Genomic DNA, 14,330 nt, shown 5'->3' on the forward strand with positions numbered 1-14,330 from the left:
GTGAGCAGGGCCGGTTCAGCAGAGCCGGGAGAGCAGCGCGGCCCGCTCGGCGGCGAAGGCCGGGTCGGCCTGGTAGTGGGAGTGCGCCTCGACCTGGGTGGGCAGCGGAGCGGCCGGGGTGCGCCCATAGCTGAGCGGGTCGGTGAACGGCGGCGCGTCCACCGGCGCCTGCTGCCCGGCGGTCGGGACGTGCACCGGGCCGCCTATCGGGTCGGTGTACCGGTAGAGGTTCCGCCACGCCGGGATGTGGCGCCGCAGCCGGGCCAGGTCCTCGGGGCCCATGTACGCCGGGAAGAACCGCCCGTACAGGCGGCGCAGCGGCGAGCCATAGGTGAGCAGGCTGACCTGGTGGCGTACCGACTCGGGGAGCTGCCAGAGCGCGGCGGCGGCGATCACCGTGCCCTGGGAGTGGGCGGAGACCACGATCCGGCAGACCGGCCCCCGGTCGCACCAGGCCCGGACGCGGGAGACCAGGTCGGGCACGGCGCGCTCGGCGTAGCAGGGCGGGGCGAAGGGGTGTGCGGCGCGCGGCCAGAAGGTGCCGATGTCCCACAGGATGCCGATGGTGCGCCGCGCCCCGGCGCCCTTGTAGGCGCGGCGGCCCAGGGCCACCAGGGCGACCACGGCGGTGCCGATCAGCCAGGACCCGAGCGCCTGGGCGGTGTCGGCGGCATAGGCGACGGCGGTGGGCGTGGAGTCGGCGGCCTGGGCCGGGTCGGCGTGCTTGACCAGCGCCCCGGCCAGTGACCCCGCGCAGGCCAGCAGGGCCAGCAGTGCGACGGCGCCGATCAGCGCGGGGCCGGAGTCGGTGAGCCGCGCCCGGGCGAGCGCCCCGGCGATGGCGGCGGACCGCTCGGGGCTGGCTCCGTCGGGGGCCACCCCGTAGGTGGCCGGTACCCGGGGGGCGAGGTCCCGCTGCTGGAGCACCATCCGGCCGCCGGCCAGCGCCAGCAGCCCGGCGACGGCCAGCAGCACGACGGGGAGGCAGACGGCGTGCCAGGTGAGCAGCAGCGGCGGGGCGGGGAGGGTGTCGCGGCGGTCGCCCGGTCCGGCGGCGCGGTTGAGCCAGTCGGCGGCCCAGACAACCGCGCCGGAGGTGAAGAGCACGCCCAGGCCGCAGGCGAGCATGGCGGTGGCCGGGCCGCCGAAGCCGCCCAGCGCCGCCCCGTCGGGCCCGCCGAAGCCGGGGGCCCGCAGCGCCGCCCCGGGCTGCTTGCCGTCGGGCTCCGGGCCGGGCTGCTTGCCGTCGGGCTCCGGGCCGGGCTGCTTGCCGTCGGGCTCCGGGCCGGGCTCCGGGCCGGGCCCCTCGGCGAGGCCCGCGGCGGCCGGGGCGCGGCCGGACCTGCGGGCGAGGACGGCGGTCACGGCGGCGAGCCCGACCACCAGCACCAGTTGACCGGTCGCCAGCACGGTGAAGGCGGCGGCCCCGCCGGGGAGCAGTCCGGAGGAGGTCCAGCCGGTCCGGCCCCAGCCGCTGTAGAGCAGGGCCGCCCCGCAGATGGCGAGGGTGGCCCAGTGCAGATAGCGCACCAGGACGCCGTCCCGGGCGTCGTCCAGGATGGCCTCCCGGCGTACGCTCCCCACCAGCACCACCAGGACCGCGACCGCCACCGCCGTGAGCAGTGCCGCCAGCAGCACCCCCGCCCCGAGCAGCGCCGCCGATCCGGTGGGCCCGGCGTCGTGCCGCAGCGTGGGGACCACCAGAGCGATGCCCACGGTGGCCAGCGCGGCGGCGAGATGGGCGATCCGCAGTCGGCCGACCGCGCGTTTGCCGTACCAGAACCCGGCGAGCTCCATGGGGGCCTCGCGCTGCTCGGTCGCCCGGTGCTCATCGGGCTGGTGGGCCTCGAAGGCGCTCCAGGTGCGGTGTGAGAGATGCCCCAGCAGGGCGACCAGCGCCAGCGGCAGCAGCGCGCCGAGGGCGAGTCGGCGGCCGGGCTGGTGCCACCAGTTGTGCGGGTCGGCGGCGAAGCGCAGCCAGGACTGGTGCACGGCGCAGACGGGGCTGCCCGCGCACTGCCAGGCGGCCAGGTCGAGCGCCACCTCGCAGGCACCGGCGGCGAGCAGCACGGTGAGCAGCAGCGCCAGCAGCCGCAGCAGCAGGTCATAGGCGGCCCCGGCGCGCTGCCTCGGTGCCTGGCCCGTACCGGCCGCGCCTGGGCCCGCCTGACCCGCGCCCGCCTGGCCCGGGGGCCGCATCCAGTGGGCGAGGTTGACCACCATGAAGGGCAGGAGCAGCAGCCAGAGCGCCCGGGTGCCGTCGCCGGAGGTGAGCCCGGACCAGCAGTACGCCTCCTGAAGGGGTTCCTGCCGAGGGTTCCGGGGGTCGTCCTCGGCGTGCAGGTCCCTCCGGCGGCGGTAGACGCCTGCGGTGTCGTCGCCGAGCATCCGGATGGGGTGCGGGTCGGCCAGCATGCCGCCGGGCGTGGCTCCGCCGACGCCATGGACGAGGAGTTCCAGGGCGGGGCCGGAGGAGGCGGCGGGCGGCGGTGCGACGCCGACGGGACTGGCCTGGCCCGGCAGGTCGGGCTGCGGTGGCGGCGGCGTGCCCGGCGGGCCGCCGGGGCGCTCGGGTGCCTGGGTCATGGTGCTCTCTCCCCCGAGGAACTGATACGGCGCCGGGCCGGGGCTGCGCGGCCGGGCCCGGTGGGACCATGGTTCCGCCGGCGGGCGGTCTGTACACCCGCTGCGCCCCAACCGCAATGAACAGCGGGCGCGCAGGCTGCGGTGCGCGCTCACCCATACGTGGCCGCGCCCCACGGTGCATGGGATCATGGGCCCGACCACCGGGACGGAGCAGAAGGCGGGTCGGCTTCCTTGACGGAGAACAGCAACCTCCTCGCCGAGCAGCGTAGGGCGCTGATCCTCGACGAGGTGCGGCGGCGCGGGGGCGTGCGGGTCAATGAGCTCACCCGTCGGCTCGGCGTCTCGGACATGACGATCCGCCGGGACCTCGACGCCCTCGCCCGGCAGGGCGCGGTGGAGAAGGTGCACGGCGGCGCGGTGCCGGTCGAGGAGGCCCGGACGCATGAGCCGGGCTTCGAGGCGAAGTCGTCGCTGGAGCTGACCGCCAAGGAGGAGATCGCCCGGGCCGCGGCGCGGCTGGTCGCCCCGGGCAGCGCGGTGGCGCTCTCCGGCGGCACCACCACCTACGCCCTCGCCCACCGGCTGACCCAGGTGGAGGGCCTGACCGTGGTGACCAACTCGGTGCGGGTCGCCGATGTCTTCGAGCATGCGCTGCGGCAGGGCGGCGGCGCGGGGACCACGGTGGTGCTGACCGGCGGGGTGCGCACCCCTTCGGACTCGCTGGTCGGGCCGATCGCGGACCGGGCGATCCGGTCGCTCCACTTCGACCTGCTCTTCCTGGGCTGCCACGGGGTCTCCCCGGCGGCGGGGCTCTCCACGCCCAATCTGGCGGAGGCGGAGACCAACCGCAGCTTTGTGGCCTCCACCCGGCGGCTGGTGGTGGTGGCCGACCACACCAAGTGGGGCACGGTCGGCCTCTCCACCTTCGCCGAGCTGGCGGAGGTGGACACCTGGGTCTGCGACGCCGGGCTGCCCGAGGAGGCCCGGGAGACGGCCCGCGAGCAGATCCGCGAACTGGTGCTGGCGGGCGCGTCCGACTGAGCCGGGGCCGCCCCGAGGCACCCTCGCCGGGCGGCTGCCGCTCCCGTACGATGGCGCCTCCGGGCCCTGGGGTTGGCTTGCCGGGTCCTCGTCGCACGGAGCGGGAGGTGGCCTGATGGCACGTCACCTGCGGCCCGAGACACCGGACTTCCTGACCGGTGCGCCGGTGCGGCTGCGTTTCTCGGCCGTGCTGGCGGCCTCCCCGGAGGCCGTCTTCCGGGAGCTGGCGGAGATCCCCGAGGGCTGGCCGCGCTGGTTCCGCCCGATCGCCTCGGTGGAGTACGTGGGCGATCCGCCGTACGGGCGGGGCAGCTGCCGGCGGGTCAGACTGGTCGGCGGGGGCCGGTTCGTGGAGAGCGTGCTGGTCGCCGAGGAGGGGCGGCGGTTCGTCTACCGGGTGGACGAGACCAGCGTCCCCGGGCTGCTGGCGCTGATGGAGGAGTGGCGGCTGTCACCGTCCCCGTACGGCGGCACCCGGCTCCAGTGGACCACCGCGCTGGCGGCGCGGCGGCCCGCCCGGCAGCTGTGGAGCGCGGCCCGGCCGCTGCTGGCCCGGGCGTTCCGGCGGGCGGCACGCCGCCTGGACGAGCGGATCGCCGAACAGGCCGCCGGCTGACGGCTGGTCAGCCCTGCCATTCCCCGCCGGCCAGAAAGCCGTCCAGGACGGCGGTGTACGGGGCGATCTCGATGCCCTGCTCGGCGAGCCAGCGGTCGGAGTAGTACTTGTCCAGGTAGCGGTCGCCGGGGTCGCAGAGCAGGGTGACCAGGCTGCCGCGCTGCCCGGCGGCGCGCATCTCGGCGACGATCCGCAGCGCGCTCCACAGCCCGGTGCCGGTGGAGCCGCCAGCCCGGCGGCCGAGCACCCGCTCCAGGGTGCGGACGGCGGCGATGGAGGCCCCGTCGGGGACCTTCATCATCCGGTCGATGGCGCCGGGCACGAAGCTGGGCTCGATCCGGGGCCGCCCGATGCCCTCGATCCGCGATCCGCGCTCGCAGTGCACGGTCTGATCGCCGCTCACCCAGCCGTCGAAGAAGCAGGAGTTCTCCGGGTCGGCCACGCAGATCCGGGTGTCGTACTGCTGGTAGCGGACATAGCGCCCCAGGGTGGCGGAGGTGCCGCCGGTCCCGGCGGTGGCGATGATCCAGGCGGGCTCGGGGTAGCGCTCCATACGGAGCTGACTGTAGATCGACTCGGCGATGTTGTTGTTGCCCCGCCAGTCGGTGGCCCGCTCCGCGTAGGTGAACTGGTCCATGTAGTGGCCGCCGGTCTCCGCCGCGAGCCGCGCGGAGACCTCGTACACGGTGCGCGGGTCGTCGACCAGATGGCAGGTGCCGCCCTGGAACTCGATCAGGCTGATCTTCTCGTAGCTGGTGGTGCGCGGCATCACGGCGACAAAGGGCACGCCGACCAGTCCGGCGAAGTACGCCTCGGAGATGGCGGTGGAGCCGCTGGATGCCTCGATCACCGGCTTCCCGGGGCGGATCCAGCCGTTGCACAGGGCGTACAGGAAGAGCGAGCGGGCCAGTCGGTGCTTGAGGCTGCCGGTGGGGTGGGTGGACTCGTCCTTGAGGTACAGGTCGATGCCCCACTCCTCGGGCAGCGGGAAGCGCAGCAGATGGGTGTCGGCGGAGCGGTTGGCGTCCGCCTGGACCTTGCGCACGGCCTCCTTCAGCCAGGCCCGGTAGGCGTCGTCGGAGCGGTCCACATCGACGGTCGCCGCTGCTCCGGCGGTGTTCCGGGGGTCTGCCATGCCGTCGGGCCTCCTTGCGTGCCTGCGGTCGAGCCGACGCAAGCGTAACAGGCGACTACCATAAGTGACCGTTACCTGCTATCCATGCGCCCCTTATGCCACCCCCGTCCGCCGAACGGCGGGATACGCCGGTTCGCACCACCGCCCACCGGCCCGTTCACGCCGTGCGCTCCCCGGTGCAGCATCGCGCCCGCGTGTGCGCAAGTTGCGGAACGGCGCCATCGGCGTGAGTCTGGTGCACATCGCTTTCCGTTGCGACCCAGACACTCTGCGCGTTCGAGGTCTCGCAGCGCGCAGCCGGCCCCACCTCGGAGGGAGTCGTTGCGTCATGGAGGATCGGGTCAGGAATTACGAACTGCGGCTGGCCGCAGTCCCGAGCCGCTTCGAAACCGTGCGCCGGATAACCTCGGCGCACCTGCGGTACTGGAAGTGCGCGCCCCTGGTGGACTCGGCACTGCTCGGGCTGACCGAGCTGCTCGCCAACGTCCACCAGCATGCCGCCGGCAGCGAGGAGTGCGTCCTGGAACTCAGGGCCGCCCCGGACTGCCTCACCATCTCGGTGCACGACGCCGACCCGACCCTGCCGGTGGCCCGCGAGGCCGACGTCTGGGAAGTCAGCGGCAGGGGGCTGGCCATCGTGGCGGCGCTCAGCAAGGAGTGGGGCGCCGTGGTGGAGCCGGAGGGCCTGCTGGCCGGCAAGGTGGTCTGGTTCTCGCTGGCCGCCGACCCCGTACTGCCGGACCCGCTGCGGGCCCCCCGGGCCCGCCGGGCGCTCGCCCACCCCCGGCTCACCGTGGATCCGCTGCGGCCGTCGGCTCCGCTGCGCACCGCACCGCTGGTGCTGCCCTCCGGCGACGAGGACGACTGGTACGACCCCGCGCTGCCGGGCCGGGCCCAGCCCGTCGCCGTACCCCACCGCTGAGCCACGCGGGGCAGGGAGACCGGGCAGCGGGCAGCCCCAGCGGCCCGCCCGCCGCCCGCCGCCCCGGCCTCAACCTCCGCCCAGGCCGCGCGCAGTCGGCGGGGGACGCCGACTCACCGCGTATGCGCTCGCTCGGCGCGACGTCGGCACCAGGCCCAGCTCAAAGGCGATGGTGACCAGCTGGACCCGGTCACGGGCCGCCGACTTGGTGGGCAGCCGCCCCCCGTGGGCCTTGGCGGTGGCCGGGCCGATGAAGAGCCCGGAGGCGATCTCGCCGCTGGACCGGCCGCGTCCGACGAGAACGAGCACCTCGCGCTCCCGGTCGGCGATGCCCTCGACCACCCCGTGCCGGGGCGCAGCCGCAGGCTCGGGGCGGGCGGCGAACTCCTCGATCAGGCGGCGCGTCACGCTCGGCGCGATCAGCGCCTCACCGGCGGCGACCACCCGGAGCGCGGCGAGGAAGCCGCTCGCGCCCGCGCGCAGCGCGCCGTAGCCCTCGTCCGGCCTGGCCCGGGCGATCCTGCGCGACCACCACGGCCTCTCCCTCAGCGCCCCCGGCGCCCTGCGGGCCGTCGCCGCCTCCGCGCGGCTCGCCCCGCTGCACGCCCTGGTCGGCATGGCTCTCGGTGCCCTCATCCGGCACGCCGGGGGCACGGTCGTCGCGGTCGTCGGTGTGCTCCTGCCGCTGGCTGCGCTCTTCGCCATGGCCGCCGTGCACCGCCGCGACGTATGAGCGCTCCAGGCCCGCCGCCTTCCGGGCCCAGACATCGCGGAATGAAAATGACAACCATCTCGCTATAGTGGGCACACCGCACCGAAGGGAGCCCACCCCCGCATGGCCCGCAATGACATCCGCCCGATCATCAAGCTCCGCTCGACCGCCGGCACCGGCTACATGTATGTGACCCGCAAGAACCGCCGCAATGACCCCGACCGGCTGCAACTGCGCAAGTACGACCCGGTCGCCCGCCGCCATGTGCTGTTCCGCGAAGAGCGCTGACCCGAGCCGACCCGAGAGAGACCCGGAGAGACCCATGAAGCCCGGCATCCACCCCCAGTACCGCCCCGTCGTCTTCCGCGACCGCGCGGCGGACTTCGCCTTCCTCACCCGCTCCACGGCGACCAGCGAGCGCACCGTGGAATGGGAGGACGGCAAGACCTACCCCGTGATCGACGTGGAGGTCTCCTCCGCGAGCCACCCCTTCTACACCGGACGCACCCGCGTGCTGGACACCGCCGGCCGGGTGGAGCGCTTCGAGCGCCGCTACGGCCGCCGCTGACCGGGCGGAGCGACGCGCGCAGCGACCGCGCACGGGGGCTGCCGCAGTCGCGGCGGCCCCCGTTCACGCGGCGGCAACGCCCGAGGCGAGATGTCCACCCGAGGGTCATCCGCCTGCAAAACACCCGTCACAACGGGGTGCCAACCTTGGAGTCAAAGGAAGACTCCCGGAAAGGAACCCCACAATGAGCGATCTCACCCTGCTGCTGGCCGCCGTCGCCGAGAAGCTGCCCGTCTCCGACAACGGAGCCGGTGCCCCGCCCCGCATCCCGGGCCACGAGGCCGACCGGCTGGCGAGCCTGGGCCCGGCGGCCCGCCCGGGCCCTGGACGCGGCACGGAGGGACGGCGGCGCCGAACCGCCGTCGGCGCCCGGCTTCGGCGGCGACTGCTCACCCGGCCCGCCGTGGCCGCGCCACCGTCCTGAGCAGCCCCCCGCGCGCTCGTCGCGCACCCTGCTGCCCAATTTCTGAGAGCGCTCTCACCCGGATTCCGCTACCCTCCTGGCTGTCCGGCGCCCACCCGGGGCGCGGACCGCCGGAGGGGACGACCATGGAGAGCCTGACCAAGCGCCGACCGCCCGTGGAGCAGTTGCAGACGTGGCTGCACCAGGCACTGGGGCCGCAGGCGCTCCTCGCCGAACACTCCGAGTGCACCGACGGCTGCTTCAACGCCGTGTACGCGGTGACACTGGCGGACGGCCGCGACTGCATCCTCAAGGTGGCTCCCCCGTCCGGCCTCAAGCTGCTGCGCTACGAGGCCGATCTGCTGCACGCCGAGGCGCACGTCTACAGCCGGGGGGCGGAGGCGGGGGTGCCGCTGCCGGATCTGCTGTACGCCGACCTCGACCAGGGGTTCCTGGTGCTGGAGCGGCTGCGCGGCACCCCGCTGGAGAAGGTCCGCGACACCCTGGACCCGGCCGCCCTGGCCGACGTCCGCCGCCAACTGGGCGGGGCCACCGCCCGGCTGCACTCCGTGACCGGCCCGGCCTTCGGCTACATCCGCCGCGACGGGCACACCCGGTCGGCAACCTGGCGCGGTTCGTTCCTGGCCATCGTCGACGACATCCTCGCCGACGCCGCCGAGTTGGGGACCGAACTGCCCGCGCCGCCGGACCGCATCCGGTCCGTGATCCACCGCCACGCCGACGCGCTGGACGAGGTCACCCGGCCCGCCCTGGTCCACTTCGACCTCTGGGACGGCAATGCGTTCGTGCTGCCGGACGGCGACGGATCGTGGCGGCTTGAGGGCATCATCGACGGCGAACGCGCCTTCTACGGCGATCCGCTGGCCGAGCTGGTCTCGCTCGCCCTCTTCTGCGACCCGGAGGACTCCCCCGGCCTGCTGGAGGGCTACGCCGAGGCGGCCGGCGCACCGCTGAGGCTCGACGGCGCGGCCCGGAGGCGGCTGGCCCTGTACCGGATCTACCTGGACCTCATCCTGGTGACCGAGGGCGCGACCCGCGGCTTCACGGGCGAGGAGCACGAGGGCTTCCGGCGCTATGCGCTGGGGCTGCTCGACGGGGAACTGACCGAGCTGGACGCGACACACCCGCACAAATAGTACTAATTGTCCACAATCTGACTAGAGTAAACCTCCCGGATCAGGGAGGCGCCATGTCGACACCGATGTTCTATGACGTTCCGTCAGCAGAGGGCTGCCAGTGCCCCGCATGCAGCGCGGTGCGGCTCGCCCGCAATGTGCGCCGGCTGCGCCGGGCAGGTCTCGGCGACGGCCGGGCGCACGGGCGGGCGCAGCTGCGTCCGGTGGTGACCGTCGCCGCCGGTACGGTGCTGGCCGGGACGGGCGTGGCGCACGCCGCCCAGAGCAGCACACCGCCGTCCACCACCTTCGCCGATCTGCCCGGCCCCACCGACCTGCCCGGCCCCAGCGATCTGCCCACCGACCTCCCGGGCTCCGCCGGCCTGCGGTCGACTGCGGCCTGGACGATGCGCGGGGACGACGCGGGGCCGCCGGTCCTGACGGAGCTCACCCGCGCGGAGATCGTCTCCCGGGCGGCCCGCTGGCTGAACTCCCGCGTCCCCTACAGCCGGTCCCACTTCCGCGACGGCTACCGCACCGACTGCTCGGGTTTCATCTCCATGGCCTGGGGGCTCGACGGCAGCGCCTGGACCGGCAACCTGACGGACTTCGCCGTCCCCATCGCCAAGGACGACCTGGCAGCGGGCGACATCCTGCTCTTCCACAACCCGGCCGACCCGGAGCGGGGCTCGCATGTCGTCCTCTTCGACCACTGGGCCGACCGGTCGCACACCTCCTACGTCGGCTATGAGCAGTCCCGGCCGCACACCTTGCGGCGCACCATCCCGTACGGGTACTTCACGCATGGCACGGAGTACCGGGCCTACCGCTACCGCAACCTGGCGTCGGGCATCTCCGAGCTGCCCTTCCCCGGCGCCGAGTCCTTCGGGCCGGGCGCCAGCAACTCCTCGGTGACGCTGCTCGGCTCGATGCTGGTGGGGCGTGGCGGCGGCCGGTTCTACACCGAGGGGCCCGGCCCGGAGTGGGGTGACGCCGACCGCGCTGCCACCCAGGCGTTCCAGCAGGCGCAGGGGTGGCGGGACGCCGAGGCCGACGGGTTGCCCGGCCCGCACACCTGGCGGCTGCTGATCAACGGCGGGGGCCGCGACATCCCGGGCGACGCCCTCGGCGCCGGCCGCACCCCGGACTTCCCCGGCGTCGACTCCTTCGCCCCCGGCCGCTCCGGCAGCCATGTGCTGGCCCTGGGGCGGCAGTTGACGACGCGCGGCTACGACAGCCACTACCGGGTCGGCCCCGACCCGATCTGGACGGAGGCCGACCGGCTGAACGTCCAGGACTTCCAGCGCGCCCAGGGCTGGCGCGGCACCGAGGCCGACGGCTACCCGGGCCCGGACACCTGGACCCGCCTCTTCGAGTGAGCCGTCCGCTGCCCGGCGGGCGGCGGGCGGCCGGCCGGGTCGGGGCGGGGCGGGCCGGTCAGAGCAGGGTGAGGATGCGCGGGCCCTCCTCGGTGACGGCGATGGTGTGCTCGATGTGGGCGGCCCGGCTGCCGTCGGCGGTGCGCAGGGTCCAGCCGTCGGGGTCCGTACGGTAGTCGTCCAGGCCGCCGGCCAGCAGCATCGGCTCGATGGCCAGGGCGAGGCCGGGGCGCAGGTGCAGCCCTCGGCCGGGGCGGCCGGTGTTGGGGATGTGGGGGTCCTCGTGCATGCGGCGGCCGATGCCATGGCCGCCGAAGTCGGAGAGCTGGCCGAAGCCGGCGGAGCGGGCGACGGTGCCGACGGCATGGGAGATGTCGCCGATGCGGTTGCCGGCGGTCGCGGCGGCGATGCCCGCGTCCAGGGCCCGCTGGGTGGCCTGGATGAGCTCCAGATCGGCGGGGCGGGGGGTGCCGACGGTGAAGGAGACGGCGGCGTCGCCGGTCCAGCCGTCGAGTTCCGCGCCGCAGTCGATGCTGACCAGGTCGCCGTCGCGCAGCCGGTAGCCGTCGGGGATGCCGTGCACCACGGCATCGTTGACGGAGGCGCAGATCACCGCCGGGAAGGGGGTGGGGGCGAAGGCGGGCCGGTAGCCGAGGAACGGTGAGCGTGCCCCGGCCTCCGCCAGGACCGTACGGGCGCACTCGTCCAGCTCCCGGAGGCTGACCCCCACGGCCGCCGCCTCGCGGACCGCCGCGAGCGCCTGCGCCACGACCCGACCGGCCTCACGCATCGCCTGAAGGGCCGTGTCCGTCTTGATCTCCACCATGTCCGCGACTCCCGTCGTGTCGAGTGAACCAATTCTTATACCGGCATTAGTATCACGGTCATGGTGAGAACGCCTTTGACTCCGCAGGAACGGCAGCGCGGCGAGCGGTTCGGCGCCCTGCTGCGGCAGGCGCGCGGCGAGCGGTCCATGGTGGAGGTGGCCGCGGCGGCGGGGGTGTCGGCCGAGACGCTGCGCAAGATCGAGACCGGCCGGGCGCCCACCCCGGCCTTCTTCACGGTGGCGGCCCTGGCCGCCGCGCTGGACCTCTCCCTGGACACGCTGGCCGCCGCCTGCGCGGAGGACGTCGACTACGACGGCCCGGCGCTCTCGGCCTGAGCGGCGGCCCGGCTCAGGGCCCGGCTCAGGGCCCGGCGACCGCCAGGGGGTCGTCGAGGTAGGGCTGCCAGGCAAGTTCGGCGGCGCCGGTGAGGTCCGGGCGGCCAAGGGCGGCGGGCAGCAGCGGGACACCGGCGCTGCGGCCCCAGAGGCACCGCTCGGCGACGACGCCGGGCAGCCGCTCGGGAGCGGCGGCGAGCAGGTCGAGGTGGATGCCGCCGAGCACGATGCGGTCCGGGTTGAGGATGTTGACCAGCCCCGCGATGCCGAGGCCCAGCCGGTCCACCACCTGGTCCACGGCGGCGCGGGCGACCGGGTCGTGGGCGGCCGCGCGGGTGACGGCTCGGGCCTGGTCCAGCAGCGGTTCGACGGGGTCCGGGACGATTCCGGCGGCGGCCAGCAGGGCGGCCGGGTCGGTCTCCACGTCCAGGCAGCCGCGCCGGCCGCAGGGGCAGCGGCGGCCCTGCGGGTCGACCGTCAACTGGCCCACCTCCAGGGCGAGTCCGGCGCTTCCGGTGTGCAGTCGGCCGCCGACGACCAGGGCACCGCCGACGCCCCGGTGGCCGGAGGTGACGTACAGCAGGTGGCGGGCGTCGCGTCCGGCGCCGTGCCGGTGCTCGGCGAGGGCGGCGAGGTTGGCGTCGTTGGCGACGGCGGTGGGCAGCGGGGGGCCGGGGACGGCTTCGGCGATACGGGCGGCGAAGAGGTCGGCCACGGGGGTTCCGCTCGGCCAGTCCAGGTAGACGGCGGCGAGTGCGGTGCCGTCCGGCTCGGTGACCGGCGTGGGCACGGCGAGGGCGGCGCCCAGGCAGCGCCGGGGGCTGGCGGCGATCAGCCGGGCGCCCGCCTCGGCGACCGCGCGGAGTACCCGCTCGGGGTCGCCGGGGCTCGGCAGCGGGAGGTCGGCGGGCTCGCCGAGGGCGCCGCCGAGCCCGGCCAGGGCGACGCTCAAGCCGTCGGCGTGGATCTGCGCGGCGAGCACCACCGGCCCGCCGGGCGCAACCGCCAGCCGGTGGGAAGGGCGGCCCCGGCTGCCCCCGGCGGGCCGGGAGTCGACCGCGACCAGGCCGAGCGCCTCCAGTTCGGCGGCGACCGCCCCGGCGGTGGCGCGGGTGACGGCGAGCGCCCCGGTGAGCGCGGAGCGGGTGGGGGCCTGCCCGGTGTGGATCAGGGCGAGCGCGGGCCCGAGTACGGTGCGGCCCCGGTCCAGGGCGGGCCGACCCGCCGGTCGGCCCGGGCGGGTGGGCGGCGCGGGGCTTGTCGTGGTGTGCGGCACCCCTCTATTCTGCATTTGTGCCGCGACTCAACAAAATACCCGTCAGCTCCGACCTCGACCCGCTGCGGCGCACCTTCCGACGCCGCAACCGGCCCGCTGACCGGCCGTCACCCGGCGACCCCCTGCCGTCCGCGTGGTCCCCGCTGCGATTGGCCCTGACCGCCTTCTTCACCGCCGACGGCTTTGTCTTCGCCGGCTGGGTGGTGCGGGTGCCCGCCATCAAGGAGCAGGTACACGCCTCCCCCGGCGCCCTGGGACTCGCCCTGCTCTGCATCTCGGCCGGCGCGGTCGCCACCATGGCCGTCGTGGGCAGGCTCTGCGTGCGCCATGGCACCCGCCCGGTGACGGTGGCCTCCGCGCTGCTGCTCAGCCTCGTCGTCGCGCTGCCCGCCCACGCCCACTCGGTGGCCACCCTCGGCGCGGCGCTGCTGCTCTTCGGCGCGGGGTACGGGGCGCTGAACGTGGCCATGAACAGCGCCGCCGTCGAGGTCGGCGCCGCCCTCCGACGCCCCATCATGCCGACCTTCCACGCCGCCTACAGCCTGGGCGGGCTCTGCGGCGCCGGACTCGGCGGACTGCTGGCCTCCCGGCTGACCCCCGCCTGGCACCTGGGCCTGATCGCCCTCGTCGGGCTGGCGGTCACGGCGACCGCCGGAACCGTCCTGCTGCGCTCCCCCGCACCGGGCCGCCCGCAGCCGCAGGACGCACAGGGCGCACGCCCCGCCGCCCCGCGCGGCGGCGACCGGGGCCGCCGGGTGGGCCTGCTGGTGGTACTGCTCGGGCTCACCGCGCTCTGCACCTCGTACGGCGAGGGCGCACTCGCCGACTGGGCGACCCTCCACCTCACCGACGACCTGCACACCGGCGCCGGACTGGCGGCGGCGGGCTATGCCGCCTACGCCTTCGCCATGACGACCGGTCGGCTGACCGGCACCTGGCTCTCCATGCGGCTGGGGCCGACCCGGGTGATGGCCGGCGGCGGACTGCTGGCCTGCGCGGGCATGCTGACGGCGGCGCTGGCGCCCTCGGTGCCGCTGGTGCTGGGCGGCTTCGTCCTGGTGGGCCTCGGCCTGGCCAACACCTTCCCGCTGGCCATCGCCCGCGCCGGGACGCTGGCCGGGCCGCAGGGCGTGGCCACCGCCTCCACCCTCGGGTACGGCGGCATGCTGATCGGGCCGCCGGTGATCGGCTTCCTCGCCAACGCCTTCGGGCTGCCCCTCGCGCTCACCACCGTCGCCGCGCTGGCCGCCGTCGCTGCGGCCATCGCCGTCAGTACGGACCGCAGGCCCGCCGCGCACCCGGGCAGTTGACGGGGCAGCGGACGGACCGGCCGACCCCGAGGCACCGCCGTACGGATCGGCGACTCCCGACCGGACTCCGGTACCCGGCACCGG

The 14,330-nt window shown here is 75.1% G+C and carries 15 protein-coding genes; 10 read left to right on the forward strand and 5 right to left on the reverse strand.

What is annotated here, in order from left to right:
- Positions 1-15: 15 nt before the first annotated feature.
- Positions 16-2,586: a hypothetical protein gene (locus C7M71_RS03500; RefSeq protein WP_229758514.1), complete on the reverse strand. Its 2,571-nt coding sequence runs from the start codon at positions 2,584-2,586 to the stop codon at positions 16-18.
- A 231-nt stretch (positions 2,587-2,817) separates the two neighbouring features.
- On the opposite strand from C7M71_RS03500, the gene C7M71_RS03505 reads away from it, so the two are divergent.
- A complete protein-coding gene (locus C7M71_RS03505; RefSeq protein WP_111492802.1) occupies positions 2,818-3,627 on the forward strand; it encodes a DeoR/GlpR family DNA-binding transcription regulator in 810 nt (269 codons plus the stop codon).
- A gap of 115 nt (positions 3,628-3,742) precedes the next feature.
- Positions 3,743-4,243, forward strand: a complete 501-nt coding sequence (locus C7M71_RS03510) for an SRPBCC family protein (protein ID WP_111492803.1) — start codon at positions 3,743-3,745, stop codon at positions 4,241-4,243.
- A 7-nt stretch (positions 4,244-4,250) separates the two neighbouring features.
- Here the strand turns inward: C7M71_RS03510 and cds1 are convergent, their stop codons facing one another.
- Positions 4,251-5,378 carry an L-cysteine desulfhydrase Cds1 gene (gene cds1 / locus C7M71_RS03515; protein WP_111492804.1) on the reverse strand — a complete coding sequence of 376 codons (1,128 nt, stop codon included), beginning with the start codon at positions 5,376-5,378 and terminating at the stop codon, positions 4,251-4,253.
- Positions 5,379-5,706: 328 nt separating this feature from the next.
- On the opposite strand from cds1, the gene C7M71_RS03520 reads away from it, so the two are divergent.
- Positions 5,707-6,300: an ATP-binding protein gene (locus tag C7M71_RS03520; protein ID WP_229758515.1), complete on the forward strand. Its 594-nt coding sequence runs from the start codon at positions 5,707-5,709 to the stop codon at positions 6,298-6,300.
- Between the two features lie 69 nt (positions 6,301-6,369).
- Here C7M71_RS03520 and C7M71_RS03525 read toward each other — a convergent pair whose 3' ends face one another.
- Complete coding sequence (locus C7M71_RS03525) at positions 6,370-6,918, reverse strand: response regulator transcription factor (RefSeq protein ID WP_229758516.1); 549 nt, start codon at positions 6,916-6,918, stop codon at positions 6,370-6,372.
- A gap of 217 nt (positions 6,919-7,135) precedes the next feature.
- Here C7M71_RS03525 and rpmG point away from each other — a divergent pair, with 217 nt between their 5' ends.
- The 5 genes from rpmG (at position 7,136) to C7M71_RS03545 (ending at position 10,498) form a co-directional block, all read left to right on the forward strand.
- Entirely contained in the window at positions 7,136-7,300 is a 165-nt protein-coding gene (rpmG, locus tag C7M71_RS03530; protein ID WP_111492806.1) for a 50S ribosomal protein L33, read from the forward strand.
- A gap of 34 nt (positions 7,301-7,334) precedes the next feature.
- On the forward strand, positions 7,335-7,580 hold the full coding sequence (locus C7M71_RS03535; RefSeq protein ID WP_111492807.1) for a type B 50S ribosomal protein L31: 246 nt from the start codon (positions 7,335-7,337) through the stop codon (positions 7,578-7,580).
- 184 nt (positions 7,581-7,764) lie between these two features.
- Positions 7,765-8,004, forward strand: coding sequence for a hypothetical protein (locus C7M71_RS30490; RefSeq protein WP_162824121.1), 240 nt, complete (start codon positions 7,765-7,767; stop codon positions 8,002-8,004).
- Positions 8,005-8,129: 125 nt separating this feature from the next.
- Positions 8,130-9,140, forward strand: coding sequence for a phosphotransferase family protein (locus C7M71_RS03540; RefSeq protein ID WP_162824122.1), 1,011 nt, complete (start codon positions 8,130-8,132; stop codon positions 9,138-9,140).
- A 53-nt stretch (positions 9,141-9,193) separates the two neighbouring features.
- Positions 9,194-10,498 (forward strand): peptidoglycan-binding protein, encoded by a 1,305-nt coding sequence (locus C7M71_RS03545; RefSeq protein WP_162824123.1) that lies wholly within the window; start codon positions 9,194-9,196, stop codon positions 10,496-10,498.
- Positions 10,499-10,556: 58 nt separating this feature from the next.
- On the opposite strand, the gene map is transcribed toward C7M71_RS03545, so the two are convergent.
- A complete protein-coding gene (gene map, locus C7M71_RS03550; protein WP_111492810.1) occupies positions 10,557-11,324 on the reverse strand; it encodes a type I methionyl aminopeptidase in 768 nt (255 codons plus the stop codon).
- A gap of 60 nt (positions 11,325-11,384) precedes the next feature.
- On the opposite strand from map, the gene C7M71_RS03555 reads away from it, so the two are divergent.
- Complete coding sequence (locus C7M71_RS03555) at positions 11,385-11,660, forward strand: helix-turn-helix domain-containing protein (protein WP_111492811.1); 276 nt, start codon at positions 11,385-11,387, stop codon at positions 11,658-11,660.
- A 25-nt stretch (positions 11,661-11,685) separates the two neighbouring features.
- On the opposite strand, the gene C7M71_RS03560 is transcribed toward C7M71_RS03555, so the two are convergent.
- Positions 11,686-12,936 carry an ROK family protein gene (locus C7M71_RS03560; RefSeq protein WP_407675854.1) on the reverse strand — a complete coding sequence of 417 codons (1,251 nt, stop codon included), beginning with the start codon at positions 12,934-12,936 and terminating at the stop codon, positions 11,686-11,688.
- A 17-nt stretch (positions 12,937-12,953) separates the two neighbouring features.
- On the opposite strand from C7M71_RS03560, the gene C7M71_RS03565 reads away from it, so the two are divergent.
- Entirely contained in the window at positions 12,954-14,246 is a 1,293-nt protein-coding gene (locus tag C7M71_RS03565) for an MFS transporter (RefSeq protein WP_407675855.1), read from the forward strand.
- The last annotated feature ends 84 nt before the right edge of the window (positions 14,247-14,330 follow it).

The organism is Peterkaempfera bronchialis (assembly GCF_003258605.2).
In the GTDB taxonomy this organism is placed as follows: Bacteria; Actinomycetota; Actinomycetes; order Streptomycetales; family Streptomycetaceae; genus Peterkaempfera; species Peterkaempfera bronchialis.